Genomic DNA, 24,686 nt, shown 5'->3' on the forward strand with positions numbered 1-24,686 from the left:
CCGGCACCGAGGTGCGCAACCCGGCCACCGGGGTGGTGGTGGCGACGGTGCCACGGACCACCGCCGCCGAGACGGACGCGGCGATCGACCGGGCCGCCCGGGCGTACGGCTCGTGGCGGCGGGTGGCGCCGGCGGACCGGGCCCGGCTGCTGCGCCGGTTCGCCGCGGTGGTCGACGCGCACGTCGAGGAGCTGGCCGAGCTGGAGGTGCGCAACGCGGGGCACACCATCGGCAACGCCCGCTGGGAGGCCGGCAACGTCCGGGACGTGCTCGACTACTACGCCGGGGCGCCGGAGCGGCTGACCGGGGCGCAGATCCCGGTCCCGGGCGGGCTGGACGTCACCTTCCACGAACCGCTCGGCGTGGTCGGGGTGATCGTGCCGTGGAACTTCCCGATGCCGATCGCCGCCTGGGGCTTCGCCCCGGCACTCGCCGCCGGCAACACCGTGCTGCTCAAGCCGGCCGAGCTGACCCCGCTGACCGCGATCCGCCTCGGCGAGCTGGCCCGGGAGGCCGGGCTGCCGCCGGACGTCCTCACCGTGCTGCCCGGCCGGGGCGGTGTGGTGGGCGAGGCGTTCGTCGCGCATCCGGCGGTCCGGAAGATCTGCTTCACCGGCTCGACCGAGGTGGGTACCCGGATCATGGCCGGCTGCGCGGCCCAGGTGAAGCGGCTCACCCTGGAACTCGGCGGCAAGAGCGCCAACCTGGTCTTCGCGGACGCGGACCTGGAGCGGGCGGCGGCGACCGCGCCCTACGCGGTCTTCGACAACGCGGGCCAGGACTGCTGCGCCCGGTCGCGGATCCTGGTGCAACGCCAGGTGTACGACCGGTTCCTCGAACTGCTGGAGCCGGCCGTCAAGGCGTTCCGGGTGGAGGATCCGGCGCTGGAGACGGCCGAGATGGGCCCGCTGATCTCGGCCGGGCGGCGCGAGTCGGTCGCGTCCTACCTCGACGGTGCCGAGATCGCCTTCACCGGCGGCTGCCCCGAGGGCCCCGGATTCTGGTACGCCCCGACCGTGCTGCTGGCCCGGTCGCCGGCCGAACGGCACTGGCGGGAGGAGATCTTCGGTCCGGTCGTCTCGGTGCTCCCCTTCGACGACGAGACCGAGGCGGTGACCCTGGCCAACGACACCGAGTACGGCCTCTCCGGCTCGATCTGGACCCGGGACGTGGGGCGGGCGATCCGGGTGGCCCGGGGCGTCGAGGCGGGCAACCTCAGCGTCAACTCGCACTCCTCGGTGCGGTACTGGACCCCGTTCGGCGGGATGAAGCGCTCCGGCCTGGGCCGTGAACTCGGACCGGACGCCCTGCACGCCTTCACCGACGTCAAGAACGTCTTCCTGGCCACCGACCCGCCTCGGGAGGAGTACGGCGATGATCAGTGACCGACTGGCCGGACGGGTGGCGGTGGTGACCGGAGCGGGCAGCGGGATCGGGCTGGCCACCGCCCGCCGGCTCGCCGCCGAGGGCGCGTACGTGGTCTGCGTCGACGTCGCGGCCGAGGCCGGGCAGGCCGCCGCCGACGAGGTGGGCGGCGAGTTCGTGGCCTGCGACGTGGCGGACGAGGCACAGGTACGCGATCTCTTCGACGGGGTCGCGGCCCGGCGCGGCCGGATCGACGTCGCGTTCAACAACGCCGGCATCTCCCCGCCGGAGGACGACTCGATCCTGACCACCGGCCTGGACGCCTGGGAGCGGGTGCTCCGGGTCAACACCACGAGCGTCTACCTCTGCTGCAAGTACGTGCTCCCGCACATGCTCCGGCAGGGCAAGGGCTCGATCGTCAACACCGCCTCCTTCGTCGCGCTGATGGGGGCGGCCACCTCGCAGATCGCCTACACGGCGAGCAAGGGCGGGGTGCTGGCGCTCACCCGGGAACTCGGCGTGCAGTTCGCCCGGCAGGGGATCCGGGTCAACGCGCTCTGCCCGGGGCCGATCGGCACCCCGCTGCTGCGGGAACTCTTCGCCAAGGACCCGGAGCGGGCGGCCCGGCGACTGGTGCACGTGCCGATGGGCCGGTTCGGCGAACCCGCCGAGATCGCCGCCGCCGTCGCCTTCCTGGCCAGCGACGACGCCTCCTTCATGACGGCCGCGCAGTTCGTGGTCGACGGCGGCATAACGGGCGCGTACGTCACCCCGCTGTGAACTCGTCCGGTTGCCGGGCTGTCGTACGGGTCACCGATGTGTGAGCGCTCCGGGGCGCCGACGTTAGGCTGGAGGTCATGACCGTCCGTGCGCCGTTGACCCCCGGCACGCTCTCCCCGTGGCGCCAGGTGCCGCCCCACATCGTCCGCCCCGAGTACGTCGGCAAGAAGCGGCCGAAACAGTGGCGCGGCTCGCACGTGCAGTCCGCCGAGACGATCGAGAAGATGCGGGTCGCCGGCCGGATCGCCGCCCAGGCCACCCAGCTCGCCGGTGAGCACTGCAAGCCCGGCGTCACCACCGACGAGATCGACCGGGTGGTGCACGAGTTCCTGGTCGACAACGACGCCTACCCCTCCACCCTCGGCTACAAGGGCTTCCCGAAGTCGTGCTGCACCAGCATCAACGAGGTGATCTGCCACGGCATCCCGGACTCGACGGTGCTGTTGGACGGCGACATCATCAACGTCGACGTGACGGCGTACAAGGACGGGGTGCACGGGGACACCGACGCCACCTTCTGCGTGGGTGAGGTGGCCGAGCCGGCCCGGCTGCTTGTCGAGCGGACCCACGAGGCGATGATGCGGGGCATCCGGGCGGTCGCCCCGGGCCGGCAGATCAACGTGATCGGCCGGGTGATCGAGTCGTACGCCAAGCGTTTCGGCTACGGCGTCGTGCGGGACTTCACCGGGCACGGCATCGGCGAGGCGTTCCACAGCGGGCTCTACGTGCCGCACTACGACAGCCCCCGGCCGACCGACGTGATGGAGCCGGGGATGACCTTCACGATCGAGCCGATGATCACCCTCGGCACCCACGAGTACGACATGTGGGACGACGGCTGGACCGTGGTGACCAAGGACCGGCGCTGGACCGCGCAGTTCGAGCACACGATCCTGGTCACCGAGGACGGCCACGAGATCCTCACCCTGCCGTGACCGGCGGCTTCCCGGTGACAGCGGGCGGCTTCCTGTGACAGACGCGGCCACCCCGGTCAGCGAACACCACCACGCCGACGTCTCCGGCGGCTGGCTGCGCCCCGCCGTCTTCGGCGCGATGGACGGCCTGGTCACCAACATCGCGTTGATCGCGGGCGTCGGTGGCGGCGGCGTCGCGCCGCGCACAATCGTGCTCACCGGCTTCGCCGGGCTGGTCGCCGGGGCGATCTCGATGGGGCTCGGCGAGTACACCAGCGTGCAGTCGCAGAACGAGCAGGTGGCCGCCGAGGTCGCCAAGGAGCGCCGCGAGCTGGCGCGGAACCCGGCCGGCGAGGCCCGGGAACTCGCCGACGCCTGGGTGCGGCGGGGACTGCCCCGGGACCTGGCCGAGCAGGTCGCCGACGTACTCCGGCACAACCCGGAGGAGGCACTCCGGGTGCACGTCCAGGAGGAGTTGGGCGTCGACGCCGACGAGCGGCCGAGTCCGTGGACCGCCGCCTTCTCGTCGTTCCTCTGCTTCTCGGTCGGTTCGGTGATCCCGCTGATCACCTATCTGCTCGGCTTCTCCAGCCTGTGGCTCGCGCTCGGGGTGGGCGGCCTCGGACTCTTCGTCGCCGGTGCGGTCGTCGCCCGGTTCACCAGACGGCGGTGGTGGGTCAGCGGCGGCCGGCAACTGCTGCTCGGTGCGGCGGCCGCCGCCGCGACGTACCTGGTCGGCCGGCTGATCGGCGTCGGGGTCGGCTGACCCACCCCCGCCAGAGCCGGGTACGTCTTCACCTGGACGCCAGAGGCGTTACAGCGGCCGCGTTACGCCTATGGCGTCCGGGTGGTCACCTCCGACCGGGTGCGGCGGTCGGTTCGAGTCGGAAGACGCGGATGTCGCGACCGCCGGCCCGGCGCAGGTACGTCCGGTACGCCGGCCACTCGGCCACCAGCAGCCCCCAGAGCCGCTCCCGCTCGGCGCCCTCGGCCAGCCGGGCCCGGACCGGGATCCGGGTGCCGCCGAGGCTGACCGTGGCGGTCGGGTCGGCGAGCAGGTTGAGCGCCCAGGCGGGTTGCTCAGGCCGACCCCAGTTCGAGCCGGTCACCACGAAGGCGTCGCCGTCGGGCACGTAGAGCAGCGGGTTGCTGCGCGGCTGCCCGGAACGCCGCCCGGTGGTGGTGATCAGCAGCGACGGCACCAGGCCGAGCGCCACCACCCGGCCCCGGGTCAGCCGGGCCACCAGCCGGTCGGCCGGGACGAGCAGCGGAGTGCAGGCGGCGAACCAGCGCGAGTGGCCGAGCCGGCGTACGGCCCGGCCGACGGCGGAGACCGGTCTTCCCAGAGCGGACATCGCTACAGTCTGCCCGGCGCCGTCCGTCCCGTCCCACGCACACCGTCTCCGCCACGGCCCGGCGCCAGGCGGTCGGGCAAGCGGCGCGCGATCGGCGCGGTGGCCGAGGCGGCGGTGGCCGAGGCGGCGGTGGCCGAGGCGGCGGTGCACTGCGGCGATCCGGCCGGGGCGGCGGTCAGGGCAGCCCGGGCGGCCCGGGACAGGCCGGTGGCCGGCGCGGGGTCAAGCCGGGCGGCCCGGGAACGGCACGGTGGCCGGGGTGACCTCGGCCGCCAGGCGCCACCGGGTGGCACGCACCGCCGCGTCGGTGAGCCCGTCCAACGCCCGGGTCCGCTCGGCACCCTCGGTGGCCGGCAGCGCGGCCCGCCAGACCGCCGCGGTCCGCTCCTCGACCTCGACCGCCAGCCGGAGCGCACCCGCCCGGTCGGTGACCGGGAACGGCAGCGCGTACGCCGGCTCGGCCGCCGGCACCGGACCGCCCCGCTCGGTGAGCAGCAGCACGAGTGCGTCCCGCCGGCCACGGTGCGCCGCCTCGGCGGAACGGGCCTGCTCGGCGGCGTCTCCCTTCAGGCGTACCCCGATCAGCCCGTACGCGTAGATCGCCGCGTACTCCGCGCCGAGCGCCGCCGCGAGTGCCTCGGACATCAGCCCATCCCTTCCCGGGCTCCGCCGCCGTGCCCGGTCACCGGAGCACCTCCAGGTGTGTCGCCCGCGCGGCGGCGATCGAGCCGACCAGCGCGGCCCGGCTGGCCGGCGCCTCGGCGGTGGCCTTCGCGGCGGCGTCCCGGCCCTGCTGCTCGGCCTCCCGCAGCTCGCCGAGGGCCTGGCCGGAGCTGCCGGCCGGCGTTCCGGTGCCCGGAGCGGGTGCGCTGGCGCCGGCGCTCGGCAGCGCGGTGCCGGTCACCCGGGCCAGTTCGGCGGCGTGCGCGCGGTGCGCCTCGGCCACCGGGCGGAGCCGGTCGGCCAGCTCCGGGAAGGCGGCGACCGCGGCGTCGTACCGGGCGGCGAGGTCGAGCGCGCCGGTGATCAACGGGGCCAGCGGGTCCGGTGCGGGTGGCGGGTCCGGCTCGCCGCCGAAGAGGCCACAGCCGGTGAGCGGGCCGGCAACTCCGGCCAGCGCCACCAGGCCGGCGGCCCGTACCACCTCGCGCCGGGACCGCCCCGGCCCGCCGATCGTCTGCTTCGTCCTGCCGGTGCGCACCCGGCAAGTCAACACCATGGGTGCCGCCGCCGGGGTCAGCCCGGTCCGCGTGGCTCGTCGGTGCGCCGATCGGGCTCTCCGGCGGCCAGCGCGTTACGCTCTGCGCAGCCGCCGGGCGCGTCAGTCCGGTGGCACCCTGGTATGGCCGCCGGGCGGAGCCGGCGATTCCGAGAGAGGTGCGGAGATGACGCAGCGTGGCCGGAACACCGGTCGGCCCCGAGCGGGTCGCCGGGCTCCGGACCGTCCCCGGGAGGACCAGTCCGCGCGTCGGCTCCGGCTCCGTGCCGTGATCGAACCGGTGGTGACCGCCGCCGGCTACGACCTGGAGGACCTCTCGGTTTCCCGGGCCGGCCGGCGGTACGTGGTCCGGGTGGTGGTGGACGGTGACGGCGGGGTCAACCTCGACGCGGTGGCGGACGTGTCCCGGCTGCTGTCCAAGGCGCTCGACCAGGCGGAGGAGACCGGTGGCGACCTGGTCGCCGGGGAGTACCAGCTCGAGGTGAGCTCGCCCGGCGTGGACCGGCCGCTGACCCTGCCCCGGCACTGGCGGCGCAACGTCGGCCGGCTGGTGAAGGTGACGGTGCGCGGTCCGGGCCAGCGCCCGGGACCGCCGGCCGGCGCTGCCGGCGAGCCGTCGACCGACGGTGCGGACGAGCGGCCGGCGGCGTCGGGGGACCGGCAGCTGACCGCCCGGCTGGTCGCCGCCGACGACGAGCGGGTGGTGCTGGAGACCGAGGCCGGACCGGTCGGCTGGGCGTACCCCGACCTCGGGCCGGGGCGGGTCCAGGTGGAGTTCAGCCGGCTCGACGAGCTCGGCGACGACGACACCGCTGCCGGCGACGACGACCTGACCGATGACGACCATGACGACTATGACGACGTCGGGAACGGCGACGACGAAGATGTGGAGGGCGAGGAGCGGTGAACATCGACCTCGCGGCGTTGCGCGCCCTGGAGCGCGAACGGGAGATCCCGTTCGACACGATTCTCGCGGCGATCGAGACCGCGTTGCTGACGGCGTACCGGCACACCGAGGGGGCCCAGGCGCACGCCCGGGTCGAGATCGACCGCAAGACCGGCGCGGCCCTGGTCTACGCCCAGGAGCAGGATGCCGAGGGCACGGTGATCCGGGAGTTCGACGACACCCCGCACGACTTCGGCCGGATCGCCGCGATGACCGCCAAACAGGTCATCCTGCAACGGCTGCGCGAGGCCACCGACGAGGTGCACTTCGGCGAGTACGCCGGCCGGGACGGTGACCTGGTCACCGGGGTGGTGCAGGCGCACGAGGCGCGCAGCGAGAAGGGCATCGTCTCGGTCGACCTCGGCAAGGTGGAGGCCGTACTGCCCCAGGCCGAGCAGGTCCCCGGCGAGCTGTACGAGCACGGCCAGCGGATCCGGTGCGTCGTCGTACACGTCGTCAAGGGCTTCCGCGGCCCGCAGATCACCCTCTCCCGGTCGCATCCGAACCTGGTGAAGAAGCTCTTCGCCCTGGAGGTGCCGGAGATCGCCGACGGCACCGTGGAGATCGCCGCGATCGCCCGGGAGGCCGGCCACCGCACCAAGATCGCGGTCCGCTCGACCGTCGCCGGGGTGAACGCCAAGGGCGCCTGCATCGGCCCGATGGGTCAGCGGGTGCGGGCGGTGATGAGCGAGCTGCACGGCGAGAAGATCGACATCATCGACTGGTCGGAGGATCCGGCGCAGTTCGTCGGAAACGCGCTGTCGCCGGCCAAGGCGCTCCGGGTCGAGGTCGTCGACGCGGCGACCCGGACCGCCCGGGTGACGGTGCCGGACTTCCAGCTCTCGCTGGCGATCGGGCGGGAGGGGCAGAACGCCCGACTTGCTGCCCGGTTGACCGGTTGGCGGATCGACATCCGGCCGGACACCGAGCAGATGCCGAGCCAGGCGCCGGCCGGCCGGCAGGGCGGTCCTGATCACGCGGCCGAGGCGGACGGAGCGATCTCGGCCGGGTAGGGGTAGACTTTCCCAGTGGTACGACGCGCGGAGCCGGAGCGCACCTGTGTGGGCTGTCGGCAACGGGCGCCGGCCGGCCAGCTGCTGCGGATCGTCGCGGTCGGCGATGAGACTGGTCACAGCCTCCGACCCGATCCGACCCGTAAGCTGCCGGGGAGGGGAGCGCATCTGCATCCCGACCCGGCCTGCTTCACGCTGGCAGTGCGGCGACGGGCCTTCGGGCGCGCGCTGCGTGTCGCTGGCGTACCCGAGGTGAGTGAGTTGGCCGAGCACATCCAAGGCGTCGACGACCACGACCGGTCATCCGGCCGGGCGGGATCGACGCAACGGAACCCGAGCAAGGTAGGACGACCGACATGAGCACACGATGAAGTCCCAGAAATGACCAGGCTTCAAGTGCACGAGTGAGGTCGCTGCGGGTGCTGCCCGCACGACCTCGGAGTGAGGAGTGCAGTGGCAGGCAAGGCCCGCGTACACGAGCTGGCTAAGGAGCTCGGGGTCGAAAGCAAGACCGTTCTCGCCAAGCTGAAGGAAATGGGCGAGTTCGTCAAATCAGCGTCGAGCACCGTCGAGGCCCCGGTGGCCCGACGGCTGCGCGGCGCCTTCGTCGCGTCCTCGGAACCGGCGGCACCCGCTGCCGCCCCGACGCCGCCGCCGGCGCCCAAGGCGGCTCCGGCGCCGGGTCCGGGCGAGCCCAGGGTTTCCGCCAAGCCGGGACCACCCCGACGGCCGACGCCGCCGGCCAGGCCCAAGGGGCCGGTGCCCGGTCCGCCGCAGCCGGCGGCCCCGGTCGCCAAGCCGGCGAGCGCGCACGACATCGAACTGGCCGCCGCCGAGGCGCGGGCGGCCGCGCTCAAGGCCGAGCAGGAGGCGACCGTCAAGGCCGCCCAGGCGGCTCGGCAGCAGCGCAACGACACGGTCCGGCGGGAACCGCCGGCCGAGGGCGGCCCCACGAACCGGCCGAAGCCGGGTCCGAACGCCGTTCCGCCGCGTCCGGGTACCCCGTCGGGGGCCCGTCCCGCGCCGCCCGGCGCACCGACGCCCGGCCCCGGCCGGCCCGGTGGTCGGCCGCCGGGACGCAGCGGCGGTAACAACCCGTTCGGCATCACGCCGGGCGGGCAGCGTCCGGCCGCTCCGGGTGGACCCCGGCCCAACCCGGCGAACATGCCGCCCCGGCCGAGCCCGGCCTCGATGCCGCCCCGGCCGAGCCCCGCGTCCATGCCGACGCAGCGGCCCGGTCGTCCCGGCGGCGGCCCCGGCCGTCCCGGCGGCGGTGGCGGTGCCGGTCGTCCCGGTGGGGGCGGCGGCTTCCGCGGCGGTCCCGGTGGGGGCGGCGGCGGTGGCGGCTTCCGCGGCGGTCCCGGTGGGGGCGGCGGCGGTGGCGGTGGCTACCGGGGTGGTCCCGGTGGCGGCGGCGGTGGCGGCGGTTACCGGGGTGGTCCCGGTGGCGGTGCGCCGGCCGGCGGTGCCGGTCGCCCCGGTGGTGGCGGCCGTGGCCGTGGCGGCGGTGCGGCGGGTGCCTTCGGGCGTCCGGGTGGCAAGCCGACCCGGGGTCGCAAGTCCAAGAAGCAGCGCAGACAGGAGTTCGACAACCTGTCGGCGCCGACCATGAGCTCTGGCGCTCCGCGCGGTCAGGGTCAGGTCATCCGGCTGCCTCGCGGCGCGTCGCTGTCGGACTTCGCGGACAAGATCAATGCGAACCCCGGTTCGCTGGTCCAGGAGATGTTCAACCTGGGCGAGATGGTCACCGCGACCCAGTCCGTCTCCGACGACACCCTCCTGCTGCTCGGCGAGCACCTCGGCTTCGAGGTCTCGATCGTCAGCCCGGAGGACGAGGACCGCGAGCTGCTCGCCCAGTTCAACATCGACCTGGACGCCGAGGTCGCCACGGACCGGCTGGTCAGCCGGCCGCCGGTGGTGACCGTCATGGGTCACGTCGACCACGGTAAGACCAAGCTGCTCGACGCGATCCGCAAGGCGAACGTGGTCGAGGGCGAGGCCGGTGGCATCACCCAGCACATCGGCGCCTACCAGGTGCACGTGCCGCACGAGGGTGAGGACCGGGCGCTCACCGTCATCGACACCCCGGGTCACGAGGCGTTCACCGCCATGCGTGCCCGTGGTGCCCAGGTCACCGACATCGTGGTGCTGGTGGTCGCCGCCGACGACGGCGTCATGCCGCAGACGATCGAGGCGCTCAACCACGCCAAGGCGGCGGACGTGCCGATCGTGGTGGCGGTCAACAAGATCGACAAGCCGGAGGCCAACCCGGACAAGGTCCGGCAGCAGCTGACGGAATACGGTCTGGTCGCCGAGGAGTACGGCGGCGACACCATGTTCGTCAACGTGGCGGCCAAGCCGGGCATCGGCATCGAGGAGCTGCTGGAGGCGGTCCTGCTCACCGCCGACGCGTCGCTGGAGCTGACCGCTCCGATCGACGGGCCGGCCCAGGGTGTGGCCATCGAGGCGCACCTGGACAAGGGTCGCGGTGCGGTGGCCACGGTGCTGGTGCAGAAGGGCACCCTGCGGGCCGGCGACTCGATCGTCGCCGGTGGGGCGCACGGCCGGGTCCGGGCCATGCTGGACGAGAACGGCAAGCCGGTCACCGAGGCCGGCCCCGCGCGTCCGGTCATGGTGCTCGGTCTGACCGCGGTGCCGGGAGCGGGTGACACCTTCCTGGCCGCCGAGGACGACCGTACGGTCCGGCAGATCGCCGAGCAGCGGCAGGCGCGGCGGCGGGCGGCGAGCTTCGCCAACTCGCAGCGGCGGCCCAGCCTCGAAACGATCATGGAGCAGCTCAAGGAGGGCGAGAAGACCTCGCTCAACCTGGTGCTCAAGGGCGACGGCTCCGGCTCGGTGGAAGCGCTGGAGGACGCGCTCTTCAAGCTCGACATTCCGGCGGAGGTCCAACTGCGGATCATCCACCGGGGCGTCGGTGCGATCACGGAGAGCGACGTCATGCTGGCCAGCGCCTCGTCCGAGGCGGTCACGATCATCGGCTTCAACGTCCGGGCCTCGAACAAGGTCCGGGAGATCGCCGACCGCGAGGGTGTGGAGATCCGGTACTACACGGTCATCTACCAGGCCATCGAGGAGATCGACGCCGCGCTCAAGGGCCTGCTCAAGCCGGAGTTCGAGGAGGTCGAGCTGGGCAGCGCGGAGATCCGCGACGTCTTCCGCTCGTCCAAGATCGGCAACATTGCCGGTTGTATCGTCCGGTCCGGTGTCATCCGCCGCAACGCCAAGGCGCGGCTGCTGCGTGACGGGACGGTCGTGGCCGACAACGTCACGATCAGCTCGCTCAAGCGGTTCAAGGACGACGCCACCGAGGTCCGCGAGGGCTTCGAGTGCGGTCTGACGTTGAGCAACTTCAACAACGTCCAGGTCGGGGACATCATCGAGACGTTCGAGATGCGCGAGAAGCCGCGCGCCTGAGCGAGTTCGATGCCGGTGGCCGGAGCCCTTCGGGGTTCCGGCCACCGGCCTGTGCGGGGGTCGTCGACGGGACCCCGCACCGTCCGGCGCGGAAACGCCTCGAACGGGGTACCTGGAATGGCGTACCCTTACCGGCCGTGTATACCGGAACCGTCGTGTTCGACCTGTTGTTGCCCGGCGACTCACGCTCGCTGAAGGCCAAGCGGTCGTACGTCCGCCCGATCGTCGCCGCACTGCGCAGGTTCGAGGTCTCGGCCGCCGAGGTGGGTTCGCTGGACCTGCACGGCCGGGCCCGGATCGGGGTGGCCCTGGTCGCCTCCGAACCCGCCCACGTCGGTACCGTGCTGGACGCCTGCGAGCGTCTGGTCGCCGGTCGACCGGAGATCGAGTTGCTCTCCGTACGGCGGCGGTTGCACGGCGAGGAAGACTGAATCACCCCGCCGCCAACGGGGTAAACGGTCGGTACGGCCGATGCCGACGGCGGCGTCGAGGCCGCAGGATGCGCGGGTAGTGTTTCCCAGGTCGGCCGGTCCGGCCGCGACGCGCCAGCGTCGCCGGTCCGGCCCGGAAGCGCGGATGGGCGTGGAGGTGCGGAGATGACGGACCAGGCCAAGGTGCGTCGGCATGCGGAGCGGGTCCGGGAGCTGGTGGCGTCGGTGGTGCGTACCCAGATCAAGGACCCCCGGCTCGGCATGATCACCATTACCGACGCCCGGATCACCCCGGACCTGCGGGACGCCACGGTCTTCTACACCGTGCTCGGGGACGCCTCCGACCAGGCGTCCACCGCCGCCGCGCTGGAGAGCGCCAAGGGGCTGCTGCGGAGCACGGTCGGCAAGGCCCTCGGGCTGCGGCACTCGCCGAGCCTGACCTTCGTCCTCGACGACGTGCAGGACCAGGTCAAGCAGATCGACGAGCTGCTGGCGGCGGCCCGTACCGCGGACGCGGAGGTGCAGCGGCTGGCCGCCCGGGCCGAGTACGCGGGCGAGCCCCAGCCGTACAGGCTCGAGTCCGACGACGACGACGAGGTCGAGGGCGACGACGGGGCGGACGAGGGTCGGGACGAGGGCCGGCCGCCGGCCGGAAGCGCCGGGAACGGTGGAGACCGGCCGTGAGCGACACACTGCTCGCCGCCGTGTCCCAGCCGGCACCGGAACAGCCGACCGAGGCGGAGTGGGCGGCGGCGGTCTCCGCCATCACCCGACTGCCCGCCGACGGCCGCATCCTGCTGATCTGCCACGTCAACCCGGACGGGGACGCGCTGGGCAGCATGCTCGGCTTCGGGCTCGGGCTGCGCCGGCTCGGCGTACGCCAGCTCCAGGCCACCTTCCCCGGCCGCCCCGAGGTGCCGGAGCCGTTCCGCGAGATGCCCGGCCTCGACCTGCTGGTCCCGGCGACCGCGGCCGACCCGGACCCGGACCTGGTGATCTGCTTCGACGTCGCCGCCGTCTCCCGGCTCGGCGACCTGGCCGACCGGCTGGACCGGGCCGGCGCCGCCATCGTGCTGGACCACCACGCCTCGAACACCCGGTTCGGCGGGATCCACCTGGTCGACCCGGACGCCGCCGCGACGTCGGTGGTGGTGGAGAAGCTGCTGGTCCGGCTCGGGGTGCCGCTGGACGCCGGGATCGCCGAGTGCCTCTACATCGCGCTGGCCACCGACACCGGCTCGTTCCGGTTCGACATGACCACTCCGGCGGTGCACGAGATGGCCGCCCGGCTGCTGGCCACCGGCATCCGCCCCGGGGAGATCTCCCGGCGGATCTTCGACACCCGGCCGTTCGGCGCGGTCCGGCTCTACGGCGACGTGCTGGGGCGTACCCAGCTGGAGCCGTCGGGGGCCGGTGGGCTGGGACTGGTGTGGACGTACGCGACGCTTGAGGATCTGAGCCGGCACGGGCAGCGCCCGTACACTCTGGAGCCGTTGATCGATTCGGTGCGCTGCACCGCCGAGGCGGACGTGAGCTGTGTGCTCAAGCAGGTCGCCGAGGGGGAGTGGGCGGTCTCGATGCGCAGCAAGGGCGGCACCGACGTGAGCCGGGTGGCGGTGGCGCTCGGCGGCGGCGGGCACCGGCTGGCGGCCGGCTTCACCGGGTACGGCCCGGTGTCCGAGGTCGTCGACGCGATCCGGTCGGAGCTGGACCGGGCCACGGCGGTGGCCGGGCGGGGCGACGCCGCCGGGCGAGATCAGGGGCAACCGTAGCGGCGTCGTGCTTTCCGCCGGGCGGTGGCCCGGGGACAATCGGTGCATGGAACAGCAGCCGGAGCTCTCTGCGGATGTGCCCCGGGCCTGGGACCGACCGGTCGTCACGGTTCCGACCCTCACCGTTCTGTCCCTGATCGGCGGGCAGTTCCCGTCCTTCTCGACGCAGGCGAACGTCTACGCCATCGGCACCGGTGGTGCGCTGGTCTGGCTCGGGCTCGCCAACCGGGTGCCCCGGCGGCCGGTGCCGCACCGGCTGCGCTCCGGCGCCGGCTGGTGGCTGGTGCCGGTACTCGTCTTCGGGGTCTTCGAGGCCAGCACCTTCATGCTCGGCTCCCGGGACGACTTCCCGACCTTCTCCAAGCTCGCCGACCCGTTGCTGGACGACCCGCTGGTCCGTTCGGTCGCCTACTTCGGCTGGCTCTCCGCCTTCTGGGTGCTGGTGCGCCGATGAGGTACGTCGCGATCGCCGGCTTCACCGTGGCGCTTGTGCTCTTCGTGGTGGTCGAGTGGGCCGCCCGCCGGGAGGGGTCCCGGATTCCCACCTTCGGTGACGTCTGCGCCTACGTCATGCGCTACGAGGTCGGCCCGGTGCCGGTCGGCCGGATCGCCCTCTTCGGGTTCTGGTGGTGGATCGGCTGGCACTTCTTCGCCCGCTGACGGTCGCCATCGAGCGCTGCTCCCGCCGCACATCTGCCTGACATGCTGTCCCGCATGCCGGGAATGCTGCACACGATGTGGACCTGAACGATAACTTGGGTAAGGGAACTGAACGATAGCTAGGGTTGCGGTCGCACCGGTCCCACCCGTGACCGGGCGGGTCAACCCGCAGCCCAGCTGCCTGCCAGGGTCAACCGACCCGGGGCTCACGCCGTCCCGGCCGTCCCGTCCGGCGATCCCGGACCCCGCCGTCCCGGCCGATCAGCAGGACCCCTGTCGCGGTGCACCGCGCCCGTGCGGTGCCACCCGCCCTGGAAGGAGCCACCGATGGCCGCCAAGCCGACCAAACCCAAGCCGGAGAACACCGACGACGCCCGCGAGCAGGCCCGCCGGGCACTCCAGATGTCGATGGACACCCGCCAGTGACCGAACCGGACCGCTTCACCCGCACCGGCCCGCCGGACGGTCCCGATCCGTCCCGGAGAGCCGGTGCGGTCGTATCCCGGTCGAGGACGGTCGCCGTCCGCTGACCGGTACGTCGACGTTGCTATATTGCTCTCCCATCGGAGCCTGGTCGACCGGGTGATGTCCCGGGACCGACGGCGGGGCGGGGAGGCGCGATGACGCAGCCGGTACGGGTCGACGTTCCCGGGTTGCGCAGGCTCGGCGACGAGATCGCCGGCCACGGCGCCGGACTGCGCCGCGACGTCGTCGCGGCCGAGGGCCGGCTGACTCCGCCGGCCGGATCCGGAGTGGACGGTTGGCGCAGCCTCGACGCGACCGCCAGGGCCTCGGCGGGCTGGCGGGCCTATCTCGACGGCCTCGGCCAACGGATCGAGGCGACCGGCACGTTGCTGGTCGGCTCCGCCGACAACTACCAGGAGTCCGAGAAACGCTCCGTGCAGCGGGTCGCCCGGGTCCGCCGGATGACGGCACCGGGAGCGCCCGGAACAGCCGGTCCGGGCAGCCGACTCGGCACCGTGGGGTGACCCGGATGGCCGGAGTCTCCTTCGAACTGCTGCTGCGCGTCGATCCCGAACCATGGCACCGGGCCGCCGCCGACTGGGACCGGCTCGGCAGGTCGGTCGACGAGCGGGCCGACGCGCTCGTCCGGTCGAAGCGGCGGCTGCCGGGTGTCTGGGAGTCGGGCCCCGCCTCCGCGGCGGCCGGGGCACACTGCGACGGCCTGTGCGGGGAACTCGATGCGGCGTTCCCGCCGGTGCTGCTGATCGCCCAGGCCCTCGCCCAGCACGGCAACACCGTCGCGGAACTGCGCGGCCGGGCCCGGCAACTCGTCGAGCAGGGCCGGGCCGCCCAGGTCACCGTGCATCCGGATGGCTCGATGACGGTCGATCCGGCACACGCCACCGAGGCGACCGCCCGAGCGCTCTCCGCGCTGGTCTCGGCCCGGGACGCGCTGCTGCGGGAGGCCGCCGAACTCGACGCGCGGACCGCGCGGGTGATCGCGGAGAACACCGCGACGACCTCGGGTACGCCCGCGGCCAGGGTGGACGGCTCCAGCGTGCCGGCCAGGGGCACTCCGCCGGCCGAGGTGAAGAGGTGGTGGGACTCGCTCACCCCGGCCCAGCGTCGCTACGCCGTCTCGGAACATCCGCAACTCGTCGGGGCTCTGGACGGGGTACCGGTGGCGAGCCGGGACATCGCCAACCGGATCGTGCTGGACCGGGAAATCGACGGGCGCACCGAGCGCCGGGCCGAGCTGGACGCCCGGGAGGCGCACATCCGGGCCATGCTGGAGCAGGGTCGCGCCGCCGAGCTCTATCCGAACGTGAACCACCCGGGCACGCTCCTGGCGCAACGGGAACTCCGCGAGATCGCCGACGAGCGCGGGCACATAGACGACGCCCTGCGTGGGCTCCGGCCGATCGACGACCGGCTGGCGGACCCGGACAAACCCCGGGCGTACCTGATCGGGCTCTCCACCGCCGACGACGGCCGGGCGATCGTCTCGGTCGGCAACCCGGACACCGCCGACAACGTGCTGACGTACGTGCCCGGGGTCGGGGCCGAGCTGGCCGGGGTGGAGACCGGCATCGAACGGGCCGACCGGATGGCCCTGGACGCCAGGCGGGTCGACCCGGGCCAGGAGACCGCGTCGCTGTACTGGCTCGGCTACGACGCACCGGACGACGCCGTCGTCGACGCGCGCTCGGACAGCTACGCCGAGGCCGGTGCCCGGGAACTCCAGCGGTTCCAGGACGGCCTGCGGGTCAGCCACGAGGGGGAGCAGTCCCGCAACGTCGTCCTCGGGCACAGCTACGGCTCGCTGGTGATCGGGCACGCCGGCAGTGCCGCCGGGATCGACGCCGACGCGGTGGTCTTCGTCGGCGCACCCGGGGTTGGCGTCGACGCGGCACCGGAGGTGCGCGGCGTCCCCGCACACGAGGTGTGGGCCACCCGGGCGCGACACGACGAGATCGCCGGATGGTCGCCGGACTTCGTGCACGGCATCGACCCGACCGAGCCGGGGTTCGGCGGGCGGGTGTTCGGCAGCGACCCCGGCAACCCCGAAGACTGGGTGGCGACCCACTCGGCGTACTGGGATCCCGGCAACCTGGCCCGGGAGAACATCGCGTACATCGTGACCGGGCAGAGCGACAAGGTTCGTTGATGGCGGTGGGCCGACTGTCGGTCGGCGTACCGGTGGCGACTCTGGTGGCCGTCCTGGCGACCTCGGCATGTGGAGGAGACGACGACGTGCAGCCCACCGTCACCGCCGCCCAGGCGGCCCAGCGGGTCGAGGAGGTCCTGCGGGACGCCTCCGCGCAGCTTCCACCCGGGGCCGAGCTGAAGCCGTTCGGCCACACCGGGACACTGCCCTGCGACGACCCGACCGACGGCGGCCCGGCCGGCCGGGTCTTCGTGGAGCAGCAGTACGAGTTGGTCTTCCCGACGGACTGGCCCGCCGACCAGGCGTTGCCCACCCTGGCCGCGTACTGGCAGCGGCGCGGTTACCAGGTCGTCAACGACCTGCGGGACCGCAGCGATCCGCGGCTGACCGTGCAGGACCCGGCCGACGGCTACCGGGTCAGCGTCACCGTCCACCACCGCGCGCCGGGCTCGGTCGACGTCTACCTGATCGGCAGCTCGCCCTGCGTCTGGCAACACGGCACCCCCGACCCGAGGTAGCCGCGGCCCAGCAGCCGGCACCGACCACCGGTCCGGTACAGGTCGGCTCTGACGGTCAACGGCACCCGCACGTATTGGCCTTGACGGTCGGCGGCGGGGCTGCGCAGACTGGCGACGTCGGGTCGAGAGGCGCTGCGACGGACCCCTGTCCGCCACGCTCGGCCCGGAATCCCACCGGGACAAGGGCGCCTCCGTCAGGAGGAGAAGCCGCCGATGCCCGACCCCGCCGTCCACCGCGCCCCGCAGGCCGTCGTCCGGGAACTCATCTCGTACCCGATCAAGGGTTGCGCCGGGATGCCGGTGACCCGCAGCCAGGTGACTCCCGCCGGCCTCGCCCACGACCGCAGCTTCATGGTCGTCGATCCCGGCGGCGTCTTCCGCAGCCAGCGCCGGGATCCCCGGCTGGCGCTGGTCCGGCCGGTGGTCGACGCGGCCGGCACCCGGCTGACGCTGCGCGCCCCCGGCACAGCTCCGCTGGAGATGGCGGTGGAACTCGACGCGGCCCGCCGCGACGTGCTGCTCTTCGACACCCCTTACCGGGGCATCGACCAGGGGGACACGGTCGCCGGATGGCTGTCGGAGGTGCTCGGGGCGCCGAGCCGGCTGGTGCGGGTACCGCCGGAACACCACCGGGTCACCGACGGCGAGACCCCGGGCACCTCCGGGTACGCCGACAGCTGCGCAGTGCACCTGCTTTCGCGGTCCACTCTGGACCTGCTCAACGAGCGGCTGCTGGACCGGGACGCCGCACCGGTGCCGATGAGCCGGTTCCGCCCGAACATCGTGCTGGACGGCTGGCCCGACCCGCACACCGAGGACCGGGTGGGGCGGCTCGTCGTCGGGACCGTCGAGTTGGCGTACGCGAAGCTGGCCGACCGCTGCGCGGTGACCACGGTCGAGCAGTGCACCGGGAGGCGGACCGGCCCGGAACCGCTGCGTACCCTGGCCGGCTACCGCCGGGTGGACGGCAGGATCGCGTTCGGGGTGAAGTACGCCGTGCGGGGTCCGGGGGTGGTGGAGGTCGGAGCCGAGGCGGTCGTCGGTGAGTGGCGGCGCCCGCCTCGGACCGAACCGGCCGGGCTCATCTCCGCCAGGAAGGCACCATCCGCTGGGACAGGTCCCGCCAGAACCGGTGGATCCGGCGCCGCGAGGTGAGCCAGGGCGGAGTACGCGGTCGGTACGCGCTCAAGCCCTGACACCACCATCGACGTCGGGACGAGGGCGTCCCCTGGTCGGCGTAACGGCCGTCGCCCGGGCTGCTTGTCAGTCCAGGCTGCTTGTCAGTCCGGGCTGCTTGTCAGTCCGGGCTGCTTGTCAGTCCGGGCTGCTGGTCAGTCCGGGCTGCTTGTCAGGTCGACGACCCGGAGCGCGACCGGAAGCGGCCCGGAGCGGAGTTGACCCGCCAGCGCCTCCGCTGCCGACCGGGAAAAGTCACCCGTGATCTGGACCTCCTCGGTAATCACCCCGACCACCTCGGGCGCGGAGATCACCACGTCGTCGACGACGATGGCCACCTGGCGGAAGCCCTCCGGAGCAGTCGACGCCACCCGGGTCAGTTCGGTGAACCGCTGCTGCCCGTCCGGGGTGAAGCCGACGGTGACCATCCAGCCGGCAGTCTCGTCGGCTGTCGCCTCGGCGGTCCGCACGTCGGCCGACGACAGTACGGCGGCGTCGAGCAGATACCTGACCGGTGGGTGCTCGCGGCCGCAGGTGGCGGTGCGCTCACCGGGCGCACCGGGCATCCCGACCGGACGACCCAGCAGCTGCGCGCAGGTGACCGTCGGGACGACGTACCGCACCCCGGCCGGCAGGACCGCGAGTTCGGCGGCGGAGAGCGCCGCGAAGGGCAGCAGCGCTTCCGAGGCCGCCGGGTCGGGCCGGGTCGAGGCTGGCAGCTTGCGGGCGAGCGACTCGGCGACCTGGTACGCCGGACCGAGCTTGGCGATCACCTGGTCCCGGCTGGGCGGGGGTACGTCTCCTGGAGTCGGCCTCGTCGGTGCGCCGGTGGTTCCGGCGTCGGACTCGGGCGTGCTGGCGAGTACCCGACGGAACCGGAGGTCGCCGACGGCCACCAGGGCGCGCAGTTGCTCCTCCTGGCCCACCCCGGCCACCCGTACGACGATCTGGCGGCTGCCGGCGCGCTGCACCGACGGCTCGGTCAGCCCGGCGGCCCTGGCCCGGTCGTCGAGCATCTGCACAGCCCGATCGATCGCGGCCTCATCGGGGACCGCCCCCGCCGGCCCTACCGCCTCCAGACGGATCGTGGTGCTGCCGGGTGGGCCGGAACGGAACTGATCCCGGGCCACGAAGGCCAGCGTCACCGCCCCGGCGCAGCAGAGTACGACCACGGCCAGCCCGGCCGCGACAAGCCCCAGGCCGAGCTTTCGGCGCTTGCCGGGGACGGTTCCGGACGGGGGCCCGGTGGGCTGCCACGGGACCGGCTGTCCACGAACCGGCGCCGACGGGGGCCGACCAATGTCCATGGACTTCTTTCGTAGTCAGGAGCGAGTGGCGAGCTGAGCCGCTTCGATCAGAACGGCATCAAGGTCCTCGTCTGTGATGTGTTCGTCGGTCAAGACCTTGTACACGACGGCAGCTTGAATCTTGCCGATCATGCTGGGTGCAATGTCGTAATCGGCTTCCGGGTCGATGTTGGCCCGGATCAGCGCCTCGGCATCCTCGGCGTTGATCTCAGGTCCACCGTCTGCCAGTCCGGCGCGAAGATCCGCCACGAACTTGATGACGTCTGCTGACGTTGCGTCATCCCCGAATCGTCGGTCGACCGCAAGGAAGCAGAGCGAAGCGAGGAAACGAGGGAACCCGTCCCAACCCTCGCTGTCGAGTTGGGCTTGGATCCTGTCGTGGGCTTCGTTGTCGCCTCGAACAAGAGCCCGGATGTACGCAGGCAGCTCAGGTTTGATCGTCATGTCGCTTCTTCTCTCGTTGCTTTCTGACGTTGTTCCAGACCGACTTTGCTGCGACGGCGATTGCACCGGTAGCCATTATGCTGGCGGTCACCGGGTTGTCGATCTGTGGGCGTTCCTGGTGAGACGGAGGCTTCGGTGCCGCCGTGCCGGTGGTTGTTGTTCCGGGCGGATTCTGTTGTTGCCTGAAGTACTTGAAGACCGCCTTCCCGGCGTCCTCGATCTGCTTCAAGGTGGAATCGGTGTCTTCCGCCTTCTGCATCTGCTTGCGCCAGATGATGTCTGCTTTGCGTCCCCGTCGCTCGGCTTCGCTCAGCAGGCGATCGCCCGATGGCGTCTCTGCTTCCGACACGTCCGGATCGGATGCGGACCCGGGCGCGATCCTGCCCAGGTAGCTGGTGAAGTGTGATCGTGCGTTCGTCAGCAGGCGGGCTATCCTCGCTGCCTTCTCACCGGCTGTTCGGATGTCCCGCAGAGCCTCCTGCATGTGAGGGTGTTCGGTGCCGGATGCGGCCTCGGCGTATCGCCGCTGGGCGTGCTCTGCGTCGGCTTGGGCGCGTGTAGCGGTGACTGCGGCGGCGGCGAGGCGTTGGCGTACCTCGTGCAACTGCGCCACGACCTCGGCCATGGGCTCGGTCATCCGAGAGTTTTGAGATAGGCATCGGCGTGGTCGACGGCGGCGTCGATGCGACGTAGCGCCAACTCGACCTCACGACCAAGGCTCTCGAGGATCCGCAAGCCGTCCTGCGCATCTCGATCCTGGCTGCCACGAATCGTGAGACGGGCGAGTCCTGCTGCCGAGTCGGCTTCCGCGCCTACCTGTTCCAGGATCGTCATGGACTCTCGGGCCGCCTGGTTGCCCGCGCGGATCGTTTCCTTGACCTCGTTGACGGTCATGGCGGCGACCCCGTTAGCCCAGGACGCTCACGTACTGGCGAGCGGCGGCGGCGCTGCCCTGGATGAGAGTGGCTGCCTCGGTGAGGCGCTGCTTGCTCTGCTCCGCACGCTGGATCGCTTCGGCGATCATGGCGTGGTTGGTGCCGGCGGCCACCGCCCGGAGACGAGCCAGCACCTGCTCGGTGTTCTCGATCGACGACCGGATCTGGTTGAGCGTGGTGTTGCCCTGCTCGGCGGCCTGTGCCAGTGCGGCTTTGACTTCCTCGATGCTGGCCATTCGGTCCTCCCCAACTACCGGAAACGCTGGCGTGGCAGAGCCGCGCCACCGCGCCTGTGCATGACGCCTGCGTGGCCGATCGAACACTATCGGAGATGGTCTAGTCGTGCCGGCCTGGACTTGACTGTGAGTCCGGGGGAGACGCAGAGCGCTAGATTTCGATGATCGGCTCGTCCTCGTCGTCAGGAAGCAGCCACTTCTCGCGCGGCTCCACGAACGTCCCCTTGCCCTGGTGGCGGCGGACGAGGCGGCGCGCCTCGAGTCGCACGAGCACCATCTTGATGGTCGTCGCGCCGACGCCGTAGCGACCTGTCATCTCGGCGATCGAGGGCAGCTTGTCACCGGGCTTCAGCTTCCCGTCGACGATCGCTGACGCGTAGGCATTCGAGATCCGAACATAGTCCGGCTGTGTCGGCATGGGGCAACTCCTTGCATGGCACCCCGATTTGATCACGAAGAGCGAGATCCCGACAAGCTTTCGTTGACATAGGCGCCCTACGCGCCTATGTTTTGTTCCCGAGCGCTCCTTGCATGGCACGCGGGGCGTTCACCTCCCGGTCGGGGCGGTCGGCCCGTACGAGGTGTCCGCCCCGACCCCCGGGTCACGCCCTGCTGCCGTACCTGCCTCCGGCTGCGGCGGTGGGGCGGGGCGGTGCCGGCCCGACAGCAGAGGGGATCCGGGCCGGCACCGCCCATCCACGTCCTGACCTGCTCCGGAAAGGTTGGTGGTGTCGTGCGGGTGCTGCTTCGACGGCTGTTCCGGCGGGACCGGAGGCCGCCCCGGCAACTCGGCCAGGCGTACCGGTCGGCGACGTACCGGCCGCTCCTGCCGTCACAGGTCAGGATGCGCAGGTTCACCCGGGTCGGCTTCGCCCGGCGGGGCGTCGATCCGGTCGAGGTGACAGCCTTCCTCGAACAGGTCGCCGGTGACCTGGCTCGGGCCTACAACGACCTGGCGACCGTCCGGGAGCAGAACGCCCGGATCAAGGACGCGTTGCGCCGCTGGCAGTCCCGCCAGGCGACGACGGCACACCGGCTGGCGGATCGCTGATGACCGGCCGCTACGTCGTACACGTGCCGTTCACCGCGCCGGATCAGGACGCGGCCCGACGGACGGCCCGGCTGCTGGCCCGGACGCTCGGCCAGCAGCCGCAGGTCGACCGGGCCGAGGCGACCGTCTCGGCCGAGGACGACCAGACCGTGCAGTCCCGGCTCTTCTGCGACCGGCTGCTCGGCGCCGGCCGGCGCTGTGCGCTGCGCGCCGAGCACCAGGTGCCGTGCGCGAGCGTGGAGCTGGACCGGTGACCGGGGCGGTGCTGCCCGGCGCCGGTCCGCCGGTGATCGACTGTCCCGGCTGCCACCGGCTCACCTATGTCCTCGACGCCTGCCCGTGCACCAGCGGCGGTGACCGGATGATCGTCGACGCGGGGCAACAGGGCGATGGAAAGGCATACCAGGACTGCCAGCTCTGCCGGGGCGTCGGCACGCTGCCCCGCCCCTGTCACCGTTGCCGGCAGGCGGGGCGGTTGCGCGGCCAGCTAGTGCTGAGTGTGGCGAACGTCGACAGTGGGGCGGTGGCCTCGGCGAACGTCGTACCCGGGGTGGTGGAACCGGCGCCCTGGCCCGGCGACGGCGGAACCTGGCATCTGCCGCTGGCGCCGATCCTGGCGGAGTTGGCCGCCAGCGTCGGCGCCGGGTGCTGGGTCGAGGCGCGCAACCCGCCCGGTTCACCCGACGGGCCGCTGCTGTTGCTGCCGTCCCGCTGGCGGCCGGACCTGCCGTCGGAGACCCGGGCCGCGCTGGAGGCGGAGGCGATCGCGTCGCACGGCCATCTCGCCTGGCAGCTCTACCTCGGTCGCACCGCCGCCGAGCCGCTCCCTGACCCCGCCCGCGACCTGGTCCGGCGCTGCCGGCTGGCCGACCTGCTCCGCCTCGACCTGGTGCTGGAGGCCCGCCGTCGGCACCCCGACGCCGACCCGACCTGGCAGCTCCGCTACGAGGTGCCGGGCGGGCCGGTCCCGAATGACGTGTGCGGCGGTGCCGACGACCTGACCGGAGCGATCGTCACCACCACCGATCTCGACGCGCTCTACGACCTCGAGGCGCGCGGCCGGACCGCCCCGGCCCATTACCTGACCGGCGGTGTGCCGCCGCCGGCCGGCCCACCTGACGTCGACCTGGACCAGCTCGAACGGCGGATGCTCGCCGACTGCACCGACCTGTGCACCGGGGCGCCGACCGCCGGGGCGCAGGCGATCTGGCGCGACCGTCGCTGGTGGCACACCAGTCTGCGGATCGCCGGCACCGCCGAGACGTTCAGCGAATGGGACACCGGGCAGATCCATCTCCGGGAGACCAGCATCCTGCGGCGCGGCTGGCAGCCGCCGACACCGTCGTGGCAGGGACCATCCATCCCGTACGTCGACTGCCCGCACTGCGATCCGCACAGCCGGCTCCGTCGCTGTGACTGCGTCCTGTTCACCGGCCGGGCCGACCCGGACTGCCCGCAGTGCTCCGGTGCCGGTCGCCGGCCGTCGGCGCTGCCGTGCGACACCTGCCGGGACAGCCACCGCATCCACCACAGCCTGACGGTCACGCTCACCGACCTGGCCGACCGGGTCACCCACCTGCACTGGCAGGTCGACCGGCACGGCTGGCGGGCCGGCGACCTCACCTGGCACGGCGACGCGCACCCCTCGGCAGCCGGCGAGCAGGGCTGGCAGGCCGGCGAACGGATCTCGGCGCCGCACGTGGCGACCCAACCCGGCGGCAAGCCGGTGCACCAGCTTCCCGACCCGTTCCGGCTGGCGACCTGGGCCGGCCGATTCGGCGTACGCCCGGACGACCTCACCGAACTCGACGGCGGCGGCTCGATCGGCCAGGGCCTGCTGGACGGGACCGTCACCGTGCCGTACGCCGGCGCCGACCCGCTCGCCGAACACCTGCGCCAGGCGTCCCGAGGCCGGCCCGGTGCCCGGCTGTTCGTGCTCGCGCGCCGGCCCGACGTGCCGCCCCTGGCCGACCTGGTCCGGCTCCTCCTCGGACTTCGACTCACCGTCACGGTCACCCTCGTCGACCACGGCGACAACGCGGGAGATCCCCGCCTCGTCCAGGGTGAAGGGTGGGACGTCGGCGTCGAACCGCCGGGGCTGCCGGTCGCCCCGGACGCCCTGCCCGTCGGTCCCACCCCGGAAGCCGCGATCGCACGCTGCCTCGAACATCTCGAAATCGCCGTCGCCCGGCGGGTCCCCGACGACCCCGCCCAGCCGATCCCGGTGCCGCAGACCCCGGTCCCGGTCGAGGTCGACGACCCCGTGCCACTGATCCGCCGGCTCGCCCGGCAGCACGTCGGTCAACCCGTCGCCGTCCACTATGCCGGCCTCGTCTGTCAGCTTCTCCTGCACGACCGCGACGGCGTACGCCGACTCTGCACCGCACCGACCCTGCCGGGCGCGCTCGCCGCCCTCGGCCTCGACCGGCGCTGACCTCGGTGGACGGTCCCCGGTGTCCGACAGCAGCCGCCAGGCCGAGATGTGGCCGATTTCCGA

General features: G+C 72.6%; 29 protein-coding genes. 20 read left to right on the plus strand and 9 right to left on the minus strand.

Annotated elements, in window-relative coordinates; all coding sequences use genetic code 11:
- Window positions 1-11: 11 nt before the first annotated feature.
- The 4 genes from ACN28A_RS23495 to ACN28A_RS23510 all read left to right on the plus strand — a co-directional run bounded on the left by ACN28A_RS23495 (window position 12) and on the right by ACN28A_RS23510 (window position 3,825).
- Window positions 12-1,385, plus strand: coding sequence for an aldehyde dehydrogenase family protein (locus ACN28A_RS23495; protein ID WP_421404603.1), 1,374 nt, complete (start codon window positions 12-14; stop codon window positions 1,383-1,385).
- The gene (locus ACN28A_RS23500; protein ID WP_421398085.1) at window positions 1,375-2,145 is read left to right on the plus strand and encodes a 3-oxoacyl-ACP reductase; all 771 of its coding nucleotides are present in this window, start codon (window positions 1,375-1,377) and stop codon (window positions 2,143-2,145) included. The genes ACN28A_RS23495 and ACN28A_RS23500 overlap by 11 nt, the downstream gene beginning before the upstream one ends.
- Window positions 2,146-2,222: 77 nt before the next feature.
- Entirely contained in the window at window positions 2,223-3,080 is an 858-nt protein-coding gene (map, locus tag ACN28A_RS23505) for a type I methionyl aminopeptidase (protein WP_421398088.1), read from the plus strand.
- Window positions 3,081-3,114: 34 nt separating this feature from the next.
- Window positions 3,115-3,825 (plus strand): VIT1/CCC1 transporter family protein, encoded by a 711-nt coding sequence (locus ACN28A_RS23510; protein WP_421398090.1) that lies wholly within the window; start codon window positions 3,115-3,117, stop codon window positions 3,823-3,825.
- Window positions 3,826-3,910: 85 nt separating this feature from the next.
- Here ACN28A_RS23510 and ACN28A_RS23515 read toward each other — a convergent pair whose 3' ends face one another.
- The 3 genes from ACN28A_RS23515 to ACN28A_RS23525 form a co-directional block, all read right to left on the minus strand.
- Entirely contained in the window at window positions 3,911-4,414 is a 504-nt protein-coding gene (locus ACN28A_RS23515) for a nitroreductase/quinone reductase family protein (RefSeq protein ID WP_421398092.1), read from the minus strand.
- A gap of 222 nt (window positions 4,415-4,636) precedes the next feature.
- Window positions 4,637-5,059, minus strand: coding sequence for a ferritin-like domain-containing protein (locus tag ACN28A_RS23520; RefSeq protein ID WP_421398094.1), 423 nt, complete (start codon window positions 5,057-5,059; stop codon window positions 4,637-4,639).
- Window positions 5,060-5,096: 37 nt separating this feature from the next.
- A complete protein-coding gene (locus tag ACN28A_RS23525) occupies window positions 5,097-5,615 on the minus strand; it encodes a hypothetical protein (protein ID WP_421398096.1) in 519 nt (172 codons plus the stop codon).
- A 184-nt stretch (window positions 5,616-5,799) separates the two neighbouring features.
- Here ACN28A_RS23525 and rimP point away from each other — a divergent pair, with 184 nt between their 5' ends.
- The 13 genes from rimP to ACN28A_RS23590 all read left to right on the plus strand — a co-directional run bounded on the left by rimP (window position 5,800) and on the right by ACN28A_RS23590 (window position 18,195).
- Window positions 5,800-6,540 carry a ribosome maturation factor RimP gene (rimP, locus tag ACN28A_RS23530; RefSeq protein ID WP_421398098.1) on the plus strand — a complete coding sequence of 247 codons (741 nt, stop codon included), beginning with the start codon at window positions 5,800-5,802 and terminating at the stop codon, window positions 6,538-6,540.
- Window positions 6,537-7,592, plus strand: a complete 1,056-nt coding sequence (nusA, locus tag ACN28A_RS23535) for a transcription termination factor NusA (protein ID WP_421398100.1) — start codon at window positions 6,537-6,539, stop codon at window positions 7,590-7,592. Before rimP ends, nusA begins: the two co-directional genes overlap by 4 nt.
- Window positions 7,593-7,640: 48 nt before the next feature.
- Window positions 7,641-7,952 carry a YlxR family protein gene (locus ACN28A_RS23540; RefSeq protein WP_421404605.1) on the plus strand — a complete coding sequence of 104 codons (312 nt, stop codon included), beginning with the start codon at window positions 7,641-7,643 and terminating at the stop codon, window positions 7,950-7,952.
- A 93-nt stretch (window positions 7,953-8,045) separates the two neighbouring features.
- Entirely contained in the window at window positions 8,046-11,027 is a 2,982-nt protein-coding gene (gene infB / locus ACN28A_RS23545) for a translation initiation factor IF-2 (protein WP_421398102.1), read from the plus strand.
- A gap of 137 nt (window positions 11,028-11,164) precedes the next feature.
- Window positions 11,165-11,458 carry a DUF503 domain-containing protein gene (locus ACN28A_RS23550; RefSeq protein WP_421398105.1) on the plus strand — a complete coding sequence of 98 codons (294 nt, stop codon included), beginning with the start codon at window positions 11,165-11,167 and terminating at the stop codon, window positions 11,456-11,458.
- Window positions 11,459-11,623: 165 nt separating this feature from the next.
- The gene (gene rbfA, locus ACN28A_RS23555) at window positions 11,624-12,142 is read left to right on the plus strand and encodes a 30S ribosome-binding factor RbfA (RefSeq protein WP_421398106.1); all 519 of its coding nucleotides are present in this window, start codon (window positions 11,624-11,626) and stop codon (window positions 12,140-12,142) included.
- Between the two features lie 8 nt (window positions 12,143-12,150).
- Window positions 12,151-13,230: a DHH family phosphoesterase gene (locus ACN28A_RS23560; RefSeq protein ID WP_421404607.1), complete on the plus strand. Its 1,080-nt coding sequence runs from the start codon at window positions 12,151-12,153 to the stop codon at window positions 13,228-13,230.
- A gap of 46 nt (window positions 13,231-13,276) precedes the next feature.
- A complete protein-coding gene (locus ACN28A_RS23565; RefSeq protein ID WP_421398108.1) occupies window positions 13,277-13,684 on the plus strand; it encodes a hypothetical protein in 408 nt (135 codons plus the stop codon).
- Complete coding sequence (locus tag ACN28A_RS23570; RefSeq protein ID WP_421398110.1) at window positions 13,681-13,890, plus strand: DUF6186 family protein; 210 nt, start codon at window positions 13,681-13,683, stop codon at window positions 13,888-13,890. Before ACN28A_RS23565 ends, ACN28A_RS23570 begins: the two co-directional genes overlap by 4 nt.
- A 620-nt stretch (window positions 13,891-14,510) precedes the next feature.
- Window positions 14,511-14,879, plus strand: coding sequence for a hypothetical protein (locus tag ACN28A_RS23575; protein WP_421398112.1), 369 nt, complete (start codon window positions 14,511-14,513; stop codon window positions 14,877-14,879).
- Window positions 14,880-14,884: 5 nt separating this feature from the next.
- Window positions 14,885-16,522, plus strand: coding sequence for an alpha/beta hydrolase (locus ACN28A_RS23580; RefSeq protein ID WP_421398114.1), 1,638 nt, complete (start codon window positions 14,885-14,887; stop codon window positions 16,520-16,522).
- Window positions 16,522-17,040 carry a hypothetical protein gene (locus ACN28A_RS23585; protein WP_421398116.1) on the plus strand — a complete coding sequence of 173 codons (519 nt, stop codon included), beginning with the start codon at window positions 16,522-16,524 and terminating at the stop codon, window positions 17,038-17,040. The genes ACN28A_RS23580 and ACN28A_RS23585 overlap by 1 nt, the downstream gene beginning before the upstream one ends.
- 213 nt (window positions 17,041-17,253) lie before the next feature.
- The gene (locus tag ACN28A_RS23590; RefSeq protein WP_421398119.1) at window positions 17,254-18,195 is read left to right on the plus strand and encodes an MOSC domain-containing protein; all 942 of its coding nucleotides are present in this window, start codon (window positions 17,254-17,256) and stop codon (window positions 18,193-18,195) included.
- Window positions 18,196-18,371: 176 nt separating this feature from the next.
- On the opposite strand, the gene ACN28A_RS23595 is transcribed toward ACN28A_RS23590, so the two are convergent.
- The 6 genes from ACN28A_RS23595 to ACN28A_RS23620 all read right to left on the minus strand — a co-directional run bounded on the left by ACN28A_RS23595 (window position 18,372) and on the right by ACN28A_RS23620 (window position 21,556).
- Window positions 18,372-19,523 carry a SecDF P1 head subdomain-containing protein gene (locus tag ACN28A_RS23595; RefSeq protein ID WP_421398121.1) on the minus strand — a complete coding sequence of 384 codons (1,152 nt, stop codon included), beginning with the start codon at window positions 19,521-19,523 and terminating at the stop codon, window positions 18,372-18,374.
- A gap of 15 nt (window positions 19,524-19,538) precedes the next feature.
- On the minus strand, window positions 19,539-19,967 hold the full coding sequence (locus tag ACN28A_RS23600; protein WP_421398123.1) for a hypothetical protein: 429 nt from the start codon (window positions 19,965-19,967) through the stop codon (window positions 19,539-19,541).
- Window positions 19,951-20,604: a hypothetical protein gene (locus ACN28A_RS23605; protein ID WP_421398125.1), complete on the minus strand. Its 654-nt coding sequence runs from the start codon at window positions 20,602-20,604 to the stop codon at window positions 19,951-19,953. Before ACN28A_RS23605 ends, ACN28A_RS23600 begins: the two co-directional genes overlap by 17 nt.
- On the minus strand, window positions 20,601-20,861 hold the full coding sequence (locus ACN28A_RS23610; protein ID WP_421398127.1) for a hypothetical protein: 261 nt from the start codon (window positions 20,859-20,861) through the stop codon (window positions 20,601-20,603). Before ACN28A_RS23610 ends, ACN28A_RS23605 begins: the two co-directional genes overlap by 4 nt.
- Before the next feature lie 13 nt (window positions 20,862-20,874).
- On the minus strand, window positions 20,875-21,138 hold the full coding sequence (locus ACN28A_RS23615) for a hypothetical protein (RefSeq protein WP_421398129.1): 264 nt from the start codon (window positions 21,136-21,138) through the stop codon (window positions 20,875-20,877).
- 151 nt (window positions 21,139-21,289) lie between these two features.
- Window positions 21,290-21,556 (minus strand): winged helix-turn-helix domain-containing protein, encoded by a 267-nt coding sequence (locus ACN28A_RS23620; RefSeq protein WP_421398131.1) that lies wholly within the window; start codon window positions 21,554-21,556, stop codon window positions 21,290-21,292.
- A 315-nt stretch (window positions 21,557-21,871) separates the two neighbouring features.
- Here ACN28A_RS23620 and ACN28A_RS23625 point away from each other — a divergent pair, with 315 nt between their 5' ends.
- The 3 genes from ACN28A_RS23625 to ACN28A_RS23635 are packed head-to-tail and all read left to right on the plus strand — an operon-like array spanning window position 21,872 to window position 24,623.
- Window positions 21,872-22,189, plus strand: coding sequence for a DivIVA domain-containing protein (locus ACN28A_RS23625; RefSeq protein ID WP_421398134.1), 318 nt, complete (start codon window positions 21,872-21,874; stop codon window positions 22,187-22,189).
- Window positions 22,189-22,443, plus strand: coding sequence for a hypothetical protein (locus ACN28A_RS23630; protein WP_421398136.1), 255 nt, complete (start codon window positions 22,189-22,191; stop codon window positions 22,441-22,443). Before ACN28A_RS23625 ends, ACN28A_RS23630 begins: the two co-directional genes overlap by 1 nt.
- Complete coding sequence (locus ACN28A_RS23635) at window positions 22,440-24,623, plus strand: hypothetical protein (RefSeq protein ID WP_421398138.1); 2,184 nt, start codon at window positions 22,440-22,442, stop codon at window positions 24,621-24,623. The genes ACN28A_RS23630 and ACN28A_RS23635 overlap by 4 nt, the downstream gene beginning before the upstream one ends.
- Window positions 24,624-24,686 lie beyond the last annotated feature (63 nt).

The organism is Plantactinospora sp. WMMB782, assembly GCF_049179135.1.
GTDB lineage: Bacteria > Actinomycetota > Actinomycetes > Mycobacteriales > Micromonosporaceae > Plantactinospora.